Genomic DNA, 13861 nt, shown 5'->3' on the forward strand with positions numbered 1-13861 from the left:
GCGCCGCGCCAGACTCGAAAAGTCTTTTTGCTTCTTTTTCTTCAGAAAAAGAAGAAGCCTTTTCTAGAACATCCACCCCAGCGCCTGCGCGCCGAACCAGCACAGCACCGCCAGCACGCCGGTGGCGAACAGGCAGCCGGCCAGGGTGATGCCCAGCCCCACCCCCACCACGCGGCTGTCCTGCTCCACCACGCCCAGCGCCATGATGATGGTGCCGAAGGCGGGCGGCCCGTTGGTGCCCGGCCCAGGCAGGATCAGCATGAGGGCGGAATAGACCGTCATCCACCCCACCAGCCGCTCGGCGAAGGGGGTGGTGAACCAGCCGGGGCGAGGCCGCACGAACCGCTCCACATGCCGCAGCCCGGTGGAGGAGGCGGAGGCCAGGCGCAGCAGGTCGGTGCGCTTCACCGTGCGGCCGGCCAGGAAGCGCGGCAGCTTCGGCACCCGCCAGCCCAGCCCCATCTGCACGCCCAGGATCAGCATGGGCAGGCCGAACACGCTGGCCATGCCCGGCAGCAGGCTGGGCAGGCAGAGCAGCAGGATCAGCAGCCCGAAGGCGCGCTCGCCGAAGGCCTCCGCCATCTCGCCCAGGCTGATCCGTTCGCCGGGGAAGGTCGCCGCCACCTCCGCCACGATGCGGGAGATGGGCGCGGACTCGTCATGCGCCGTCGCGGCCGGGGCGGAAGCCGGGGCAGGCGGCATCGTATCGAGCATCAAGGAAGCCTTGTCCTGTTGCTGGCGGTCGCGCGCTGTCTCAGTGCCGGCGCGGCGCGGACGCTTTCCGGGGGCGCCTGGCAGGGCATTCCGCTGCGGCGCCTGCTTCTGTCCCGACTGGGCCGGAAAGGCCAGCTTTTCCGTTCATCCTCGCTCCTTGCGCCGGTGGGGGCCGCCCGGATGCGGCCGTCCCGCGGCATGACGCCGTGTTAATCTTCGCGAAGATGAGGGTGGCGGGGGAGGGCTTCAACGCCCGCGCCCGGGCCGGTTGCGCTTTTCCCCGGCCCGGCGATGCTGGCCCGGCCCATCCCCCGCCCTCCAGGAGGCCCCGCCGATGCAGCCTGTCGATCTCGCCCTCTGCCTGGCGGTGGATGTCTCCGCCAGCGTGGATTTCGACGAGTTCGGGCTGATGGTGGGCGGCCTCGCCGCCGCCTTCCGCGCGCCGGACATCGCCGAGGCCTGCACGGCCGGGCCGCGCGGGGCGGTGGCGGTGTCGCTGCTGTTCTGGTCCTCGGCGCAGGAGGTGGCGGTGCCCTGGGCGCGCATCGCCGGCGCGGCGGAGGCGGAGGCGCTGGCGGAGGCGATCGGCAACGCGCCGCGCCTGCCGGGGCCGGGGGCCACCGCGCTCGGGCCCGGCATGGCGGCGGGGCTGGCGCTGCTGGCGCGCTTCGGGGGGGAGGCCGGGCGGCTGGTGCTCGATGTCTCGGGCGACGGCGCCCACAACCAGGGCCGCCCGCCCGGCCCGGTGCGGGATATCGGGGTGGGGGCCGGCGTCACCATCAACGGGCTGGCCGTGCTGAACGAGGAGCCGGAGCTGCTGGCGCATTACGAGGCGGAGGTGATCGGCGGCCCCGGTGCCTTCGCCATGAGCTGCGCCGACTATGCCGATTTCGCCGACGCCATCCGCCGCAAGCTGCGGCGGGAGATCCTGGGCGGCACGCTGGTGGCCTGAAAGCGCGCGCTTCCCCTTCCATTTCGGCTGGCCAGGGTGCAGCCTGGGGGTGGCTGTTTGTGCAGAGGCGCGGGTCGGGCCCGCCGGCTTCCGGATGGCCTTCCCCGAAGAGTTCGTCAGGACCGTCCACATGCTGTTGCTCATTCCCGGCCCCGTGCAGACCCGCCCCGAAGTGCGGGCGGCCATGGCCGTGGACATCGCCCCCTGGGACCGCGACTTCGCGCCCGAATACATCGCCATCCGCGAGAAGGTGCGGGACCTGGCCGGCGGCGTGGCCGGGCGGCATGTCTGCCTGCCCCTGCAGGGCGCCGGCCACTTCATCACCGAGGCGGCGGTGCGCACCTTCGTGCCGCCCGGCACCGGCAAGCTGCTGATCCCGATGAACGGCGCCTATGCCGAGCGCATGGCGCGGCTGGCGCGGGAGGCCGGGCGCGCCGTGGTGGCGCTGCCCGCGCCCGACACGCAGGGCGTGGCGCCGGAGGCGGTGGCCGCGGCGCTGGCCGCCGACCCGTCCATCACCCATGTCGGCGTGGTCTATTCCGAGACGGGCAGCGGCATCGTCAACGACGTGCCGGCGATCGGCGCGGTGGTGCGGGCGGCGGGGCGGCGGATGATCGTCGACGCCGTCTCGGCCTTCGGCGCGCTGCCCTTCAGCCTCAGCGAGCAGCCGGAGGTGGATGCCGTCGTCTTCACCTCCAACAAGTGCATCGAGGGGCTGCCGGGCATCGGCTTCGCCATCTCCCCGGTGGAGCGGGTGGAGGCGGCGCGCGGCAACGCCCAGTCCTGGTCCTTCGACCTCGCCGATGTGTACGACACGGCGCAGCGCGCCGGCTGGGGCAGCTTCCGCTTCACGCCGCCGGTGCAGGCGCTGCACGCCTTCGGCGTGGCGCTGGACATCTACCTGGCGGAAGGCGGCCAGCCCGCGCGCCTCGCCCGCTACCGCGAGAATTGCCGCATCCTCTACGAGGGCGCGCAGCAGCTCGGCCTGCGCCCCTACCTGGACTGGGAGCACCAGGGGCCGATCATCGCCCTGTTCCACCAGCCGCAGGTGCCGGGCTTCGACCTGCAGCGCTTCGTCGAGGCGCTGAAGCGGCGCGGCGTGCTGATCAGCAACTTCTACAACACCGAGGCGCCGACCATGCGCATCGGCTGCATCGGCCATGTCGGGCCGGACGAGATGCGCTTCGCGCTCAACGCGCTGCGCGGGGCGCTGGAGGAGATGGGCGTGCGGCGGCGCGACGCTGCTTAGAAGGGAAGGGTTCTTTTTTGTAAAAAGAGCCAAAAAACTTTTTCGAGTTGGTGTTGCGCTTTGAGTGAGAGCGCAACGCCAGACTCGAAAAGTCTTTTTGCTTCTTTTTCTTCAGAAAAAGAAGATGGCTTTTACAATCCCAGCTTCCCCGCCAGATCCTCCAGGCTTTCCGCCACCACCTCCCAATCCTGCTCCGGGCGCAGGTCGGTCGTCTGCCCCGGCCCGTGCTCGGTGGGGCGCGGGATGAAGGCGGTGCGCAGCCCGCAGCGCCGGGCGGCGGCGAGATCCCCATTGTGCGCGGCGACGAGCGCGATCTGCGCCGGCCGCAGCCCCAGCACCTCGGCGGTGCGGAGATAGGCCTCGGGCGAGGGCTTGTAGGCCTGCGCCACCTCGGCGCCGAGGATGGCGTCCCAGGGCAGGCCGGCGCGCTTGGCCATGTCCAGCATCAGCGCGATGTTGCCGTTGGAGAGGGGCGCGATGATGTAGCCCGCCTTCAGCCGGGTGAGGCCCGCCACCGAATCCGGCCAGGGGTCCAGCCGGTGCCAGGCGAGGTTGAGTTCGGCCAGCTCCGCTTCCGGCACGCGGGCCGGGTCGATGCCGAATTCCGGCAGCACCTGCTCCAGGTTCTCGCGGTGCAGCACGTCGAGCCGGGTGAAGGGGCGCCGGCCGCTGCGCACCTCCTCCATGGCGGGAGAGTAGCGGCGGCGCCAGGCATCGGCGAAGGCCGCCGGGTCGGCCCCCGCCGCGCCGTGGCGCGCGAGGAAGGGCGCGGCCTCCCGCGCCACGCCCTGGCGCCAGTCCACCACCGTGCCGAACACGTCGAACACCAGGGCGCGCACATCCTGCAGCATCGTCTCTCTCCCTTGTCGTTGGCGGCCGCCGGCTAGGCCGGCATGCCGAGCTCGTCCTGCCGGCGCTTGCCCAGCTCCTCGCTGTAGCGGCGGAGCAGGTAGGAGGCCTTCAGCAGCCCCAGCACGCGGGAGGTGTCCTTCTGCTCCACCACCGCCAGCGCCTCGGCATCGGTGGCGTCGAACAGCGCCATGGCCTGCTTGGCGTTCAGCGCCGGCAGCAGCACCTGGTCCTTCAGGTGCACGAGGCCGGCCACGGTGTCGCTCTCGGCCAGCTCCGGCGCGTGCGCCTCGGCCACCAGGATCAGCCCGGCGTAGCGCTCCGCGCTGTCGAGGGCGACGACATGCGTCACCGAGCCGAGCGGGAATTCGCGGCGGAAGGAGGAGATGCGGGTGTCGTCCCGCACCGTGCGCACCTCGCGCCGCATCAGCTTGCCCACCGTCAGGTCGCGCAGCCAGCCGATGTCATGCGCGCTGCGGATCGCCTCGCCGCGCAGATGGAAGCGCCAGGTGGCGAAGGAGTAGCCGAACAGCCGCCGCACCGTGGTGGCCGAGACGATGACGGCCACCACCACCACCCCCGCCACGGCGAAGCTCTGCGTCGTCTCCAGCGCGATGAAGGTCATGGCGAGCGGCGCGCCGATGACGGCGGCGCCGAAGGCGCTCATGCCGATGATGGCGGCCAGCAGCGGGTCGATGGTGATGCCGAGCCAGGCGGCGGGCACCACCGCCAGCTTGCCCACCAGCGCCCCCAGCAGCAGCGAGGCGAAGAACAGCCCGCCGCGGAAGCCGGCGCCGATGGAGATGGCCGAGGCCAGCGCCTTCAGCAGCAGCAGCACGAGCAGCGGCAGGGCCGAGCCCTCCACCACGAAGGTGAGGTGCAGCGCGCCATGCCCGGCCGAGAGCACCCCCGGTGTGACCTGCGCCAGCCCCCCCACCGCCAGCCCGCCGATGGCCGGCCGCAGCCAGGCCCAGGGCACGGCGCGGCGCAGCCCGCCTTCCACCAGCGTGACGCCGCGCATCAGCGCGATGGCCGCCAGCCCGCAGAGCAGGCCGATGGCCAGCGCGAGGCCGCCATCGCCCCAGTCCGGCGCGCCGAGGCCGGCGGCGGAGAGCACCGGCGTGCCGCCGCCGATCAGCGCCCCCGCCGCCGTGCCGGCCACCGCCGCGCCCAGCACGGGCGCCAGATGCGCGATGGCGTAGCTGCCGATCACCAGCTCGAAGGCATAGAAGGCGCCGGTGAGCGGCGCGTTGAAGGAGGCGGCGATGGCCCCCGCCGCGCCGCAGCCCACCAGCAGCCGCAGATCGCCCCGCCGCAGGCCGAAGGCGCGGCCGAGGCGCGAGGCGACGCCGCCGCCGGCCTGGGTGTAGGCCGCCTCCAGCCCGACCGAGGCGCCGAAGCCGTTGGAGAGCAGGTTCTGCGCCCCCACCACCACCCCGTCCCACAGCGACATGCGGCCGCCATGCAGGGCATTGGCCTCGATCGGGTCGATCGGCTGGCGCGGCCGCCAGCGGGCCAGCCCCAGCCCCAGCAGGCCCAGCAGCAGCCCGCCCGTGGCCGGCGCCAGCAGAAATACGAGAGGCTCGGCGCCCTGCAGCACGCTGAGGCCGTGCGCGCTCTCCGGGCCGAACAGCAGCCAGTGCAGCCCGCGCGCCGCCAGCCCCAGCAGCGCCGCCAGCACGCCGCTGAACAGCCCCGCCAGCACGCCGAGGCCGATGATGCCGATCTCGCTCTGCCGGACGGCGTCGCGCAGGCTGGAGGTGGCGTGGCGGGATTGCAGCCAGCGGCGCAGCGGCATCAGCCGGCGTTGTCCATCTCGGGGGTCCAGCCGCAGGCGGCGAAGGCGGGGCGCAGGGCGGGGGGCACGGGGGCGGTGGCCTCCAGGGGCGGGATGAGGGGCAGGGCAATGGCGCGGGCCAGCAGGTGCAGCCCGCCCGGCGCCGCGGTGCCATAGAAGGGGTCGCCCAGCATCGGCCAGCCCCGGGCGGCGCAATGCACGCGAAGCTGATGGGTGCGGCCGGTCTCGGGGCGCAGCTCCAGCCAGGCGAGGCCGCCTGCTGGACCTGGGGCCCGGCCCTTCACCCGCCAGCGGGTCAGCGCCGGCTGGCCCTCGGGGTGCGGCTCCATCCGCCAGCCGGCGGCGGCGCTGCTCACCTTGCGCAGCGGCAGGTCGATGCGGCCCGATTGCGCCGCCGGGCCGCCCAGCACGATGGCCCAGTAGGTTTTCCGCGCGCGGCCCCCGGCGAAGAGGGCGCCCAGCTCGGCCAAAGCCGGTTTGGTGCGGCCGAGCACGAGGCAGCCGGCGGTGTCGGTGTCCAGGCGGTGCGCGGGCTGGGGGGGGCGCTTCTTGCCCAGCGCCAGGGCGGGCAGGAAATCCTCCAGGCTCGGCCCGCCGCGCGGGCCGGCATGGACGGGCAGGCCGGCGGGCTTGTCGATCACCAGCACCGCATCGGTCTGCGCCAGCAGTCTGAGAGGGGCGCCGCCCCTCTCAGACTCTCCCCGCCAAGAACCTGAGGTTCTTGGATCTCCCATCAGGCGGCGTGGGCGGGAACCCGCTGCGTGCTCTCGGCCCAGGCGAAGTACAGCGCGCGCGCCTTCTGCGCGACGGGGCCGATCGGCAGGGCGCGGCCCTCGAAATTGGTGCAGTACTGCACCTTGCCGAAATTGCCGGTGGCGAAGATCTCGTCCGCCTCGCGCAGCATCTGCGGCGTGATGATGCACTCGCGCGCCTCGATGCCGGCCTCGCGCAGCAGCCCCAGCACGCGGGAGCGGGTGATGCCGGCGAGGTAGGTGCCGTTGGCGATGGCGGTCATCACCACGCCATCCTTCACCATCATCAGGTTGGAGGTGGCGAACTCAGCCACATTGCCCTCGTGGTCGCACACCACGGCGTTCTCGAAGCCCTTCTGGCGCGCGTAGTTCGCGGCGCGGGAGGAGTTCGGGTAGAGGCAGGAGGCCTTGGCGTCGGTCGGCGCCATGTCGGCGGCGGCGCGGCGGAAGGGCGCCATGCAGGCGGAGAAGCCGCGGCTCGCATCCGGCATCGGCGCGTCATAGATCGCCAGTATGAACTCGGTGCTCTCCGGGTCCGGCTGCGCGGCGCCGATGCCGCGGCGGATGAAGAATTGCGGGCGGATGTAGAGCTCCGCGTCGGCCGGCATCATCGCCACGCCCTCGCGGCACAGCGCCTCGATCTGCTGCGCCGTCATGGTCGGCTTCATCAGCATCGCCTCGGCGCTGCGGATGACGCGCTGGCAGTGCAGGTCGAGATCCGGCACCAGGCCGCGAATCGCCCGCGCGCCGTCGAACACCACCGAGCCCAGCCAGAAGGCATGGTCCATCGGGCCGAGCACCTTCGGCTCCTCGGTCATCCACTTGCCGTCGTGCCAAAAGACGCCCGCCATGGAACTGGTCCTTGTTGCTTGCAGGAAGAGGCCGGGAAGACTGCCACGGGCGGCACGCCAGGAGAAGGGCGCCAGAACGCCGGACAAACACCGGAGAAACGCCGGACGGACGCTGGACGGGGCGCGGCCGCCATGCTGCAACCGCGCCCTCACAGCCGAGAACGTTCTCAGATGCCGCGCCTGACCCTCGCCGAAGCCCATGCCCTCGCCACCGCCGCGCTGCGTGGCGCGGGGGCCAGCCCGGGCATGGCCGCCAGCACCGCCCGCGCCCTGGTGGCGGCCGAGGCGGCGGGGCAGGGCGGGCACGGCCTCTCCCGCGTGCCGCACTATGCCGGCTTCCTGCGCCAGGGCCGGGCCGATGGCGCGGCGGAGCCGGTGCTGCGCGCGGCGCGCGGCGGCGCGGCGCTGATCGACGCGCGGGACGGCCTCGCCTTCCCGGCGCTGGAGCTGGCGGTGGCCGAGGGCGCGGCGCGCGCCCGGGCGCAGGGCGTGGCCTGCATCGGCATCACCAACAGCCACCATTCCGGCGCCATGGGGCTGCCGGTGCGGGCGCTGGCGGCGGAAGGGCTGGTGGCGCTGGCCTTCACCAACTCCCCGGCGGCCATGCCGGTGGCGGGCGGGCGCCGCCCGCTGCTCGGCACCAACCCGGTGGCCGCCGCCTTCCCGCGCCGCGGCGCGCCGCCGCTGGTGATCGACCTCGCCCTCTCCGCCGTGGCGCGCGGGCGCATCGCCCAGGCCGCCCAGGCCGGCGCGCCGATCCCCGAGGGCTGGGCGCTGGACGCGGCGGGCCGCCCCACCACCGATGCCCGCGCCGCCCTGGACGGCGCCATGCTGCCCCTGGGCGGCCCCAAGGGCGCGCTGCTGGCGATGGTGGTGGAGCTGCTCTGCGTCGCCCTCACCGGCGCCGCCTTCGGCTTCGAGGCGGACAGCTTCTTCGCGCCCGAGGGCAACCGGCCGCGGCTGGGGCAGGCGCTGCTGGTGGTGGACCCGGGCGCCCTGGCCGGCCAGGCGGCGTTCCTGGAGCGGGTGGAGGCGCTGGTCTCGGCCATGCTGGCCGAGGACGGGGTGCGCCTGCCGGGGGCGCGGCGCGACGACCTGGCGGCGCGCGCCGCGCGGGAGGGGATCGAGCTGCCCGCGGCGCTGCTGGAGGCGCTGCGGGCGCTGGCGGGCGAGCTGCGCGCCGCCGCCTGAGGCAGGGGCGGGGGAGGCGTGCCGGCCTCCCCCGCGATCGGTTGTCAGTCGGCGCTCACGCCGAAGGCGTCGGGGTAGCCGAACAGGCCGACGGCGCCGCCGGTGTGCAGGAACACCACGTTCTCGTCCTTGCCGAAATGGCCCTTGCGGACCAGGTCGATCAGCCCGGCCATGCCCTTCCCGGAATAGACGGGGTCGAGCAGGATGCCCTCCTGCTCGGCCAGCAGCTTCACCGCCGCCACCATGCCCTCGGTGGGGATGCCGTAGCCCTGGCCGACATAGTCGCAATTCGCCACCACGTGCTCGGGCTTGACGATGCCCTCCAGCCCGAGATGCGCGGCGGTGCGCTGGGCCAGCGCCAGCACGTTGGCCTCCTGCTTCTCGCGCGGCGCCCGGACGCCGATGCCGAGCACGGGAATGCCGGCGTTCAGCGCCACCAGCCCGGCCACCAGCCCCGCCTGGGTGCCGGCGCTGCCCGTGGCGTGCACCACATGGTCGATCCGCAGCCCCATCTCGGCCGCCTGGTTCACCAGCTCCAGCGCGGCGTTGACATAGCCCAGCGCCCCCACCGGGTTGGAGCCGCCGCCGGGGATGACATAGGGCTTGCGGCCCTGGGCGCGCAGCTCGGCGGCCAGCGCCTCCATCTCGGCCGCCATGTCCGTGCCGCCGGGGCGGCGGGAGACGGTGGCGCCGTGCAGCTTGTCCATCAGCACGTTGGCCGACTGGGTGTAGGCGGCATCGGTGTAGCCGGTGCGGTCCTCGAGCAGGATGTGGCAGGCGAAGCCGAGCTTGGCCGCCGCCGCCGCCGTCTGCCGCGCGTGGTTGGACTGGGTGGCGCCCTGGGTGATGACCGTGTCGGCGCCCTGGGCGCGCGCCTCGGCCATCAGGAATTCCAGCTTGCGGGTCTTGTTGCCGCCGGTGGAGAGGCCGGTGCAGTCGTCGCGCTTGATCCAGAGCTTCGGGCCGCCCCCGGGGCCGGACAGGTGGCGGGTGAGGTTCTCCATCGGCTCCAGCGGCGTCGGCATGTGGCCGAGGCGGATGCGCGGGAAGCGGGCCAGGTTCATGGGCGGTCTCCTCTGTCGGCCGGATGGCCGGGCTTGATTGGCGCGCAGCCTAGGCCGCTCTGCCGCGCCCTGCCAAACCGGCGCCGCCGGTGCTATGCCCGGCCCGGCCATGAAGCCCCCCCGCCCCCCCTCCTTCCCCGCCCGGCCCCCGCAGCCCCGCCCCGCCGCGCCCCTGCCGCCGGCGGCGCCCGCCCGCCCGCCGCGTCCGGCCCTGCCGGAGCCGGACCGGCTCTGCGGCCCGGTGGCGGTGGCGGCGGCCTTCGCGCACCGGCCCGACGCGGTGCTGCGGCTGTTCTACGCCCCTTCCCGCAGGGCCGAGGCCGGCCCCCTCTGCGCCCGCCTCGCCCGCGCCCGGAAGCCTTATCGCGAGGTGCCGCCGGAGGAACTGGCGAAGATCGCCGGCACCACCCACCATGGCGGCATCGTCGCCATCGCCGCGCCGCGCCCGGTGCCGCCGCTGCCGCACCCCGAGGCGCTGCCGGCGGGGCTGCTGCCGGTGCTCGATGGCGTGGGCAACCCGCACAACCTCGGCGCCATCGCCCGCTCGGCCGCCTTCTTCGGCTGCCGCGCCCTGCTGCTCTCGGGCGATCCGCGCCAGGCCGGGCTGTCGGACGCCGCCTGGCGCACCAGCGAGGGGGGGCTGGAGGCGCTCGCCCTCTACCGCGCGCCGGACCTGCCGGCGGCGCTGCGCGCGCTCGCACCGCGATACCTCACCGTGGCCGCCGTGGCGCGCGGCGGAGTCGCGCCGGCCGATCTGCCACGCGGCCGGCCCGTCGCCCTGGTGCTGGGCAATGAGGAGCAGGGGCTGGCGGAAGAGACCGTCTCCGCCTGCGCCGCCAGGGTGACCCTGCCCGGCTCGGGGCTGGTGGAGAGCCTGAACGTTTCGGTGGCGGCGGCGGTGCTGATGCACGCCCTGGTTGAGGGCGATAACATTCGCGCCATTTAAACCCTTGTCGTCTGGACAGGAAGAAGCCAGAAACCGCCCCCGGAACCATCCGGAGGCTCCCAAGACCATGACCATCCGCCGCCGTGCCCTGCTGGGCGCCGCCGCCACCTTCCCCGCCGCCTCGGCTCTTGTCGCGCCGCATGTGGCGCGGGCCCAGTCGGCCTTCCCCTCGCGCACCATGCGCATCGTGGTGCCCTTCGCCGCCGGCGGCTCGGTCGACATGACCGGGCGCCTGATGGCGCAGATGCTGCAGCCCGTGCTGGGCCAGTCCGTCGTCGTCGACAACCGCGGCGGTGCCGGCGGCAATCTCGGCGCCGCCGAGGTGGCGCGCTCGGAGAAGGACGGGCACACCATGCTGCTCGGCTCCGCCTCCATCCTGGCGGCCAACAAGTTCCTGTATGCCAAGTCCATGCCGATCGACCCGCTGGCCGACCTGGCGCCGGTGACGCGCGTCACCACCGGCACGGTGTACATGACGGTCAACGCCAACAGCCCCTACAAGACCTTCCAGGACGTCATCGCGGCGGCCAAGAAGGACCCGGGCAAGCTGACCATGGGCTCCTCGGGCACCGGCACCATCAGCCACCTGACCATCAGCAAGGTGGCCAAGGCGACCGGCGCCGAGATCACCCACGTGCCCTACCGCGGCGGCGCGCCGGCCCTGCAGGACCTGCTGGCCGGCAACATCGACATGATGTTCGACGTCATCCCGCTCTCCATGGCGCATGTGCGCGAGGGGCGGCTGCGCGTTCTGGCCGCCGCCAGCGCCGAGCGCACCACCTTCTCCGACGACCTGAAGAACGTGCCGTCGATGAAGGAGCTGCTGCCCGGCTCCGGCATCGACATGCAGTCCTGGTACGGCATCAACGTGCCGGCCGGCGTGGCGCCCGACCGCATCGCGGCGCTGCACAAGGCGATCGTCGGCGTGGTGGACACCGCCGAGTTCCGCTCCAAGATGGAGCCGAACGGCTTCACCACCATCGTCGACAAGAGCCCGGCCGAGTACGGCGCCTACATCAAGGCGCAGGAAGCGGTGTGGAAGGGCCTCGTCGAGGAATCGGGCGCCAGCCTCGACTGAGGCGCCAGCCCGGGGGCGCGGCCCCCGGGCGACCGCCGGGGGAACCACGTTCCCCTGGCTCCCCCGCCGGGGTCAGGCCCAGAGAGGGTCGCTCTCCAGGGGTGTCGAGGCTGCCGCCGTCGCCTGGCGCGCGGCGCTCAGCAGGTAGCTGCCGGTGCCGTAGCCATCCGCCCGCGCCACCAGGTAGTGGATGCCGCTGGCCGTGGCCGTGAAGTCGAGATGCGCGTTGTCGTTGGCGCCGTCATCATGCATGCGCAGCAGCGTGCCGCTGGCGTCGCGCAGTTCCAGCAGCGGATCGGCCAGGGTGCCGTGATAGGTGGCGGCGCCGCGCAGGTCGAAGCTGTAGCTGCGCCCGGCGGCGAGCTTCACCGCGAAGACATCCGTATCCCCCGCGCTCTCCACCCGCCCGACGCGGGAAAGCCCCATCGCGATGTCGCCCTGCGGCGCGGTGTTGTCCGCCAGGCTGTCGGGGATGGTGTCGAAGAAGCCGCTGCGCAGCGTGTAGCTGCCGGTGCCGGCGCCATCGGCCATGGCGTGCAGGTGGTAGGTGCCGCCCCGGGTGGCGACGAAGTCGATATGCGCGTCGGCGGTGGTGGCGTCATCGTTGCTGGCGAGCAGGGTGCCGGCGGCGTCGCGCAGCTCCAGCCGCGTATCGGCCAGGGTGCCGCCGCCGCTTGGCGCGCCGCGCAGGTCGAAGCTGTAGCCCTGGCCGGCGCGCAGGGTGATGCCGAACACGTCCACGTCGCCCGCGCTCTCCACCCGCCCGACGCGGGAGAGGCCGGCGGTCAGGCTGGCCGCCGGCGCGGAGGTGTCCGCCAGGCTGTCGGGGATGGTGTCGAAGAAGCCGCTGCGCAGCGTGTAGCTGCCGGTGCCGGAATCGGTGGCGCGGGCGTGCAGGTAGTAGGTGCCGTCGCGCGCCGCGGTGAAGGCGAGGGGCGTGTCCGCGCCGCTGGCCAGCAGCGTGCCGGCCACGTCGCGCAGCTCCAGCTCGGCGTGCGCCAGCGTGCCGCCGCGCAGCGTGAAGCTGTAGCCCTGGCCGGCGCGCAGGCTGACGCTGAACACGTCCACATCGCCCGCGCTCTCCACCAGGCCGGCGCGGGAGAGGCCGGCCGTGAGTCGGCCCAGCGGCGTCGTCACGTCGGTGATGGCGTCGCGGTAGTCGTCGGCCGGCAGCAGGCCGGCGGTGCCGAGCGTCTCGCCGGAACCCAGGAAGCGCACGAACTCGATGCCGCGCAGCGTGTCCGTGGCCCCGAGGCCGGCCGCCTGGAGCAGCCCGGCGGTGCCGCTGAACACGTAATCGGCGCGCAGCCCGGCGAGCACCGCCGTGTCGATGCCCGCGCCGCCGTCGAGCAGGTTGGCGGCGACGTTGCCGAACAGCGTGTCGTCGCCCGTGCCGCCGGTGGCGTTCTCGATCAGCGCGCGGGTGTCGCCCGCGTGCAGCAGGGCGTTGGCCACGTTGCCGCGCGCCCTCTGCCCGTCGCCGAGATAGGCGAGCTGGGCGGTGGCGGTGAGGCTCCATTCCCCCGGCCGCAGGTCGATCCGGACGCCGCCGCCATAGGCGGAGAAATCGTAGGTGTCGATGCCGCCGCCATCCCACACCGTCATGAAGACGCGGTTGCCGCCCGGCGCGCCCTGGCCCCTCCCCTGGCCCGCCTCCTCGACCGACAGCTCGCCGCTCAGCGGGTTCCAGCGATAGGTCGTGTCGCCGGCGCGGGTGGCGTAGTTGGCGCCGTACATGTGCTGCAGCGCGGCGATGTCGCCCATCATCAGCGACTGCGCGTAGCCCCAGCTCTCGTTGGTATAGCCGCCGGGGACGGAGCCGACATGGCTCCGGTAGGTCATCACCGAGTATTCCATCGAGTCGCGCGCCGCCGGCAGAGGGCCGAACGCGTCCGTCTCGTGCCCGTGCTTCAGGCCCAGCGCATGGCCGGTCTCGTGCAGGAAGGTGTGGAAGGCGTAGTTGCCGGGGCGCGGCGCGAGGTAGTAGCCGCTGCCCGTGCCGAACCAGGCATCGCCGCCCTCCGGGGAGGCATGCGGGTAGTAGGCCCAGGCCGTGCCGGGCTGCGCGGACTGGGCGAAGCGCAGATCGGCGCCGCCCGCCGCCGCCCCGCCCGCCGCGGTGAAGCGCAGTCCGCTGACGGCGGCGAACATTGCCAGCGCCGCCTGGACGGCGTCCTGCTGCGCCGCGTTGAGCGGCGCGAAGCCCGCCTGCGGCTCGCCCGAGCCATAGCCGCCGCCATACTGGCCGGCCCCGGTGGGAAAGCCGTAGGTGAGGTCGAGGCTGGCCCACCGCTCCCCGGAGAGGAGGCCGTCGGTGTCCTGGTCCCCGGCGGGGCCGACGCTGATGGTGGTCAAGAGGTTGCGTCCTTCGGTCCGGCGGGAAGGATACGGGCGGGAAGGACAAGGGCAAAGCCGGA

General features: G+C 73.5%; 12 protein-coding genes. 5 read left to right on the forward strand and 7 right to left on the reverse strand.

Annotation, left to right across the window (positions count from 1 at the left end; genetic code table 11):
- Positions 1-63: 63 nt before the first annotated feature.
- Complete coding sequence (locus CR165_RS05245; protein ID WP_245906152.1) at positions 64-714, reverse strand: exopolysaccharide biosynthesis protein; 651 nt, start codon at positions 712-714, stop codon at positions 64-66.
- Between the two features lie 334 nt (positions 715-1048).
- Here CR165_RS05245 and CR165_RS05250 point away from each other — a divergent pair, with 334 nt between their 5' ends.
- Both CR165_RS05250 and CR165_RS05255 read left to right on the forward strand, forming a co-directional pair.
- On the forward strand, positions 1049-1666 hold the full coding sequence (locus CR165_RS05250; RefSeq protein ID WP_109515882.1) for a DUF1194 domain-containing protein: 618 nt from the start codon (positions 1049-1051) through the stop codon (positions 1664-1666).
- 130 nt (positions 1667-1796) lie between these two features.
- Positions 1797-2915, forward strand: a complete 1119-nt coding sequence (locus CR165_RS05255) for a 2-aminoethylphosphonate--pyruvate transaminase (RefSeq protein WP_109515883.1) — start codon at positions 1797-1799, stop codon at positions 2913-2915.
- A gap of 131 nt (positions 2916-3046) precedes the next feature.
- Here CR165_RS05255 and CR165_RS05260 read toward each other — a convergent pair whose 3' ends face one another.
- From CR165_RS05260 to CR165_RS05275, 4 genes are read right to left on the reverse strand one after another with little or no spacing between them, the layout of a single operon-like run.
- Positions 3047-3766, reverse strand: coding sequence for a haloacid dehalogenase type II (locus tag CR165_RS05260; RefSeq protein WP_109515884.1), 720 nt, complete (start codon positions 3764-3766; stop codon positions 3047-3049).
- Positions 3767-3798: 32 nt separating this feature from the next.
- On the reverse strand, positions 3799-5562 hold the full coding sequence (locus CR165_RS05265) for a chloride channel protein (protein WP_109515885.1): 1764 nt from the start codon (positions 5560-5562) through the stop codon (positions 3799-3801).
- A complete protein-coding gene (locus CR165_RS05270; RefSeq protein ID WP_109515886.1) occupies positions 5562-6296 on the reverse strand; it encodes an RluA family pseudouridine synthase in 735 nt (244 codons plus the stop codon). Before CR165_RS05270 ends, CR165_RS05265 begins: the two co-directional genes overlap by 1 nt.
- Complete coding sequence (locus CR165_RS05275) at positions 6296-7165, reverse strand: branched-chain amino acid aminotransferase (RefSeq protein ID WP_109515887.1); 870 nt, start codon at positions 7163-7165, stop codon at positions 6296-6298. The genes CR165_RS05270 and CR165_RS05275 overlap by 1 nt, the downstream gene beginning before the upstream one ends.
- Before the next feature lie 171 nt (positions 7166-7336).
- Between CR165_RS05275 and CR165_RS05280 the strand changes: the two genes are divergently transcribed.
- Positions 7337-8356 (forward strand): Ldh family oxidoreductase, encoded by a 1020-nt coding sequence (locus CR165_RS05280; protein ID WP_109515888.1) that lies wholly within the window; start codon positions 7337-7339, stop codon positions 8354-8356.
- 44 nt (positions 8357-8400) lie between these two features.
- Here CR165_RS05280 and cuyA read toward each other — a convergent pair whose 3' ends face one another.
- Positions 8401-9420: a D-cysteate sulfo-lyase gene (cuyA, locus tag CR165_RS05285; protein WP_109515889.1), complete on the reverse strand. Its 1020-nt coding sequence runs from the start codon at positions 9418-9420 to the stop codon at positions 8401-8403.
- 109 nt (positions 9421-9529) lie between these two features.
- On the opposite strand from cuyA, the gene CR165_RS05290 reads away from it, so the two are divergent.
- Together CR165_RS05290 and CR165_RS05295 are read left to right on the forward strand one after the other, a co-directional pair.
- The gene (locus CR165_RS05290) at positions 9530-10366 is read left to right on the forward strand and encodes a TrmH family RNA methyltransferase (protein ID WP_109515972.1); all 837 of its coding nucleotides are present in this window, start codon (positions 9530-9532) and stop codon (positions 10364-10366) included.
- Positions 10367-10433: 67 nt separating this feature from the next.
- Positions 10434-11444, forward strand: coding sequence for a Bug family tripartite tricarboxylate transporter substrate binding protein (locus tag CR165_RS05295; protein WP_109515890.1), 1011 nt, complete (start codon positions 10434-10436; stop codon positions 11442-11444).
- 72 nt (positions 11445-11516) lie between these two features.
- Here CR165_RS05295 and CR165_RS05300 read toward each other — a convergent pair whose 3' ends face one another.
- Positions 11517-13799: a M10 family metallopeptidase C-terminal domain-containing protein gene (locus tag CR165_RS05300; protein ID WP_219929687.1), complete on the reverse strand. Its 2283-nt coding sequence runs from the start codon at positions 13797-13799 to the stop codon at positions 11517-11519.
- Positions 13800-13861: the final 62 nt, after the last annotated feature.

It is taken from the genome of Teichococcus aestuarii (assembly GCF_003116135.1).
Taxonomy (GTDB): domain Bacteria; phylum Pseudomonadota; class Alphaproteobacteria; order Acetobacterales; family Acetobacteraceae; genus Pseudoroseomonas; species Pseudoroseomonas aestuarii.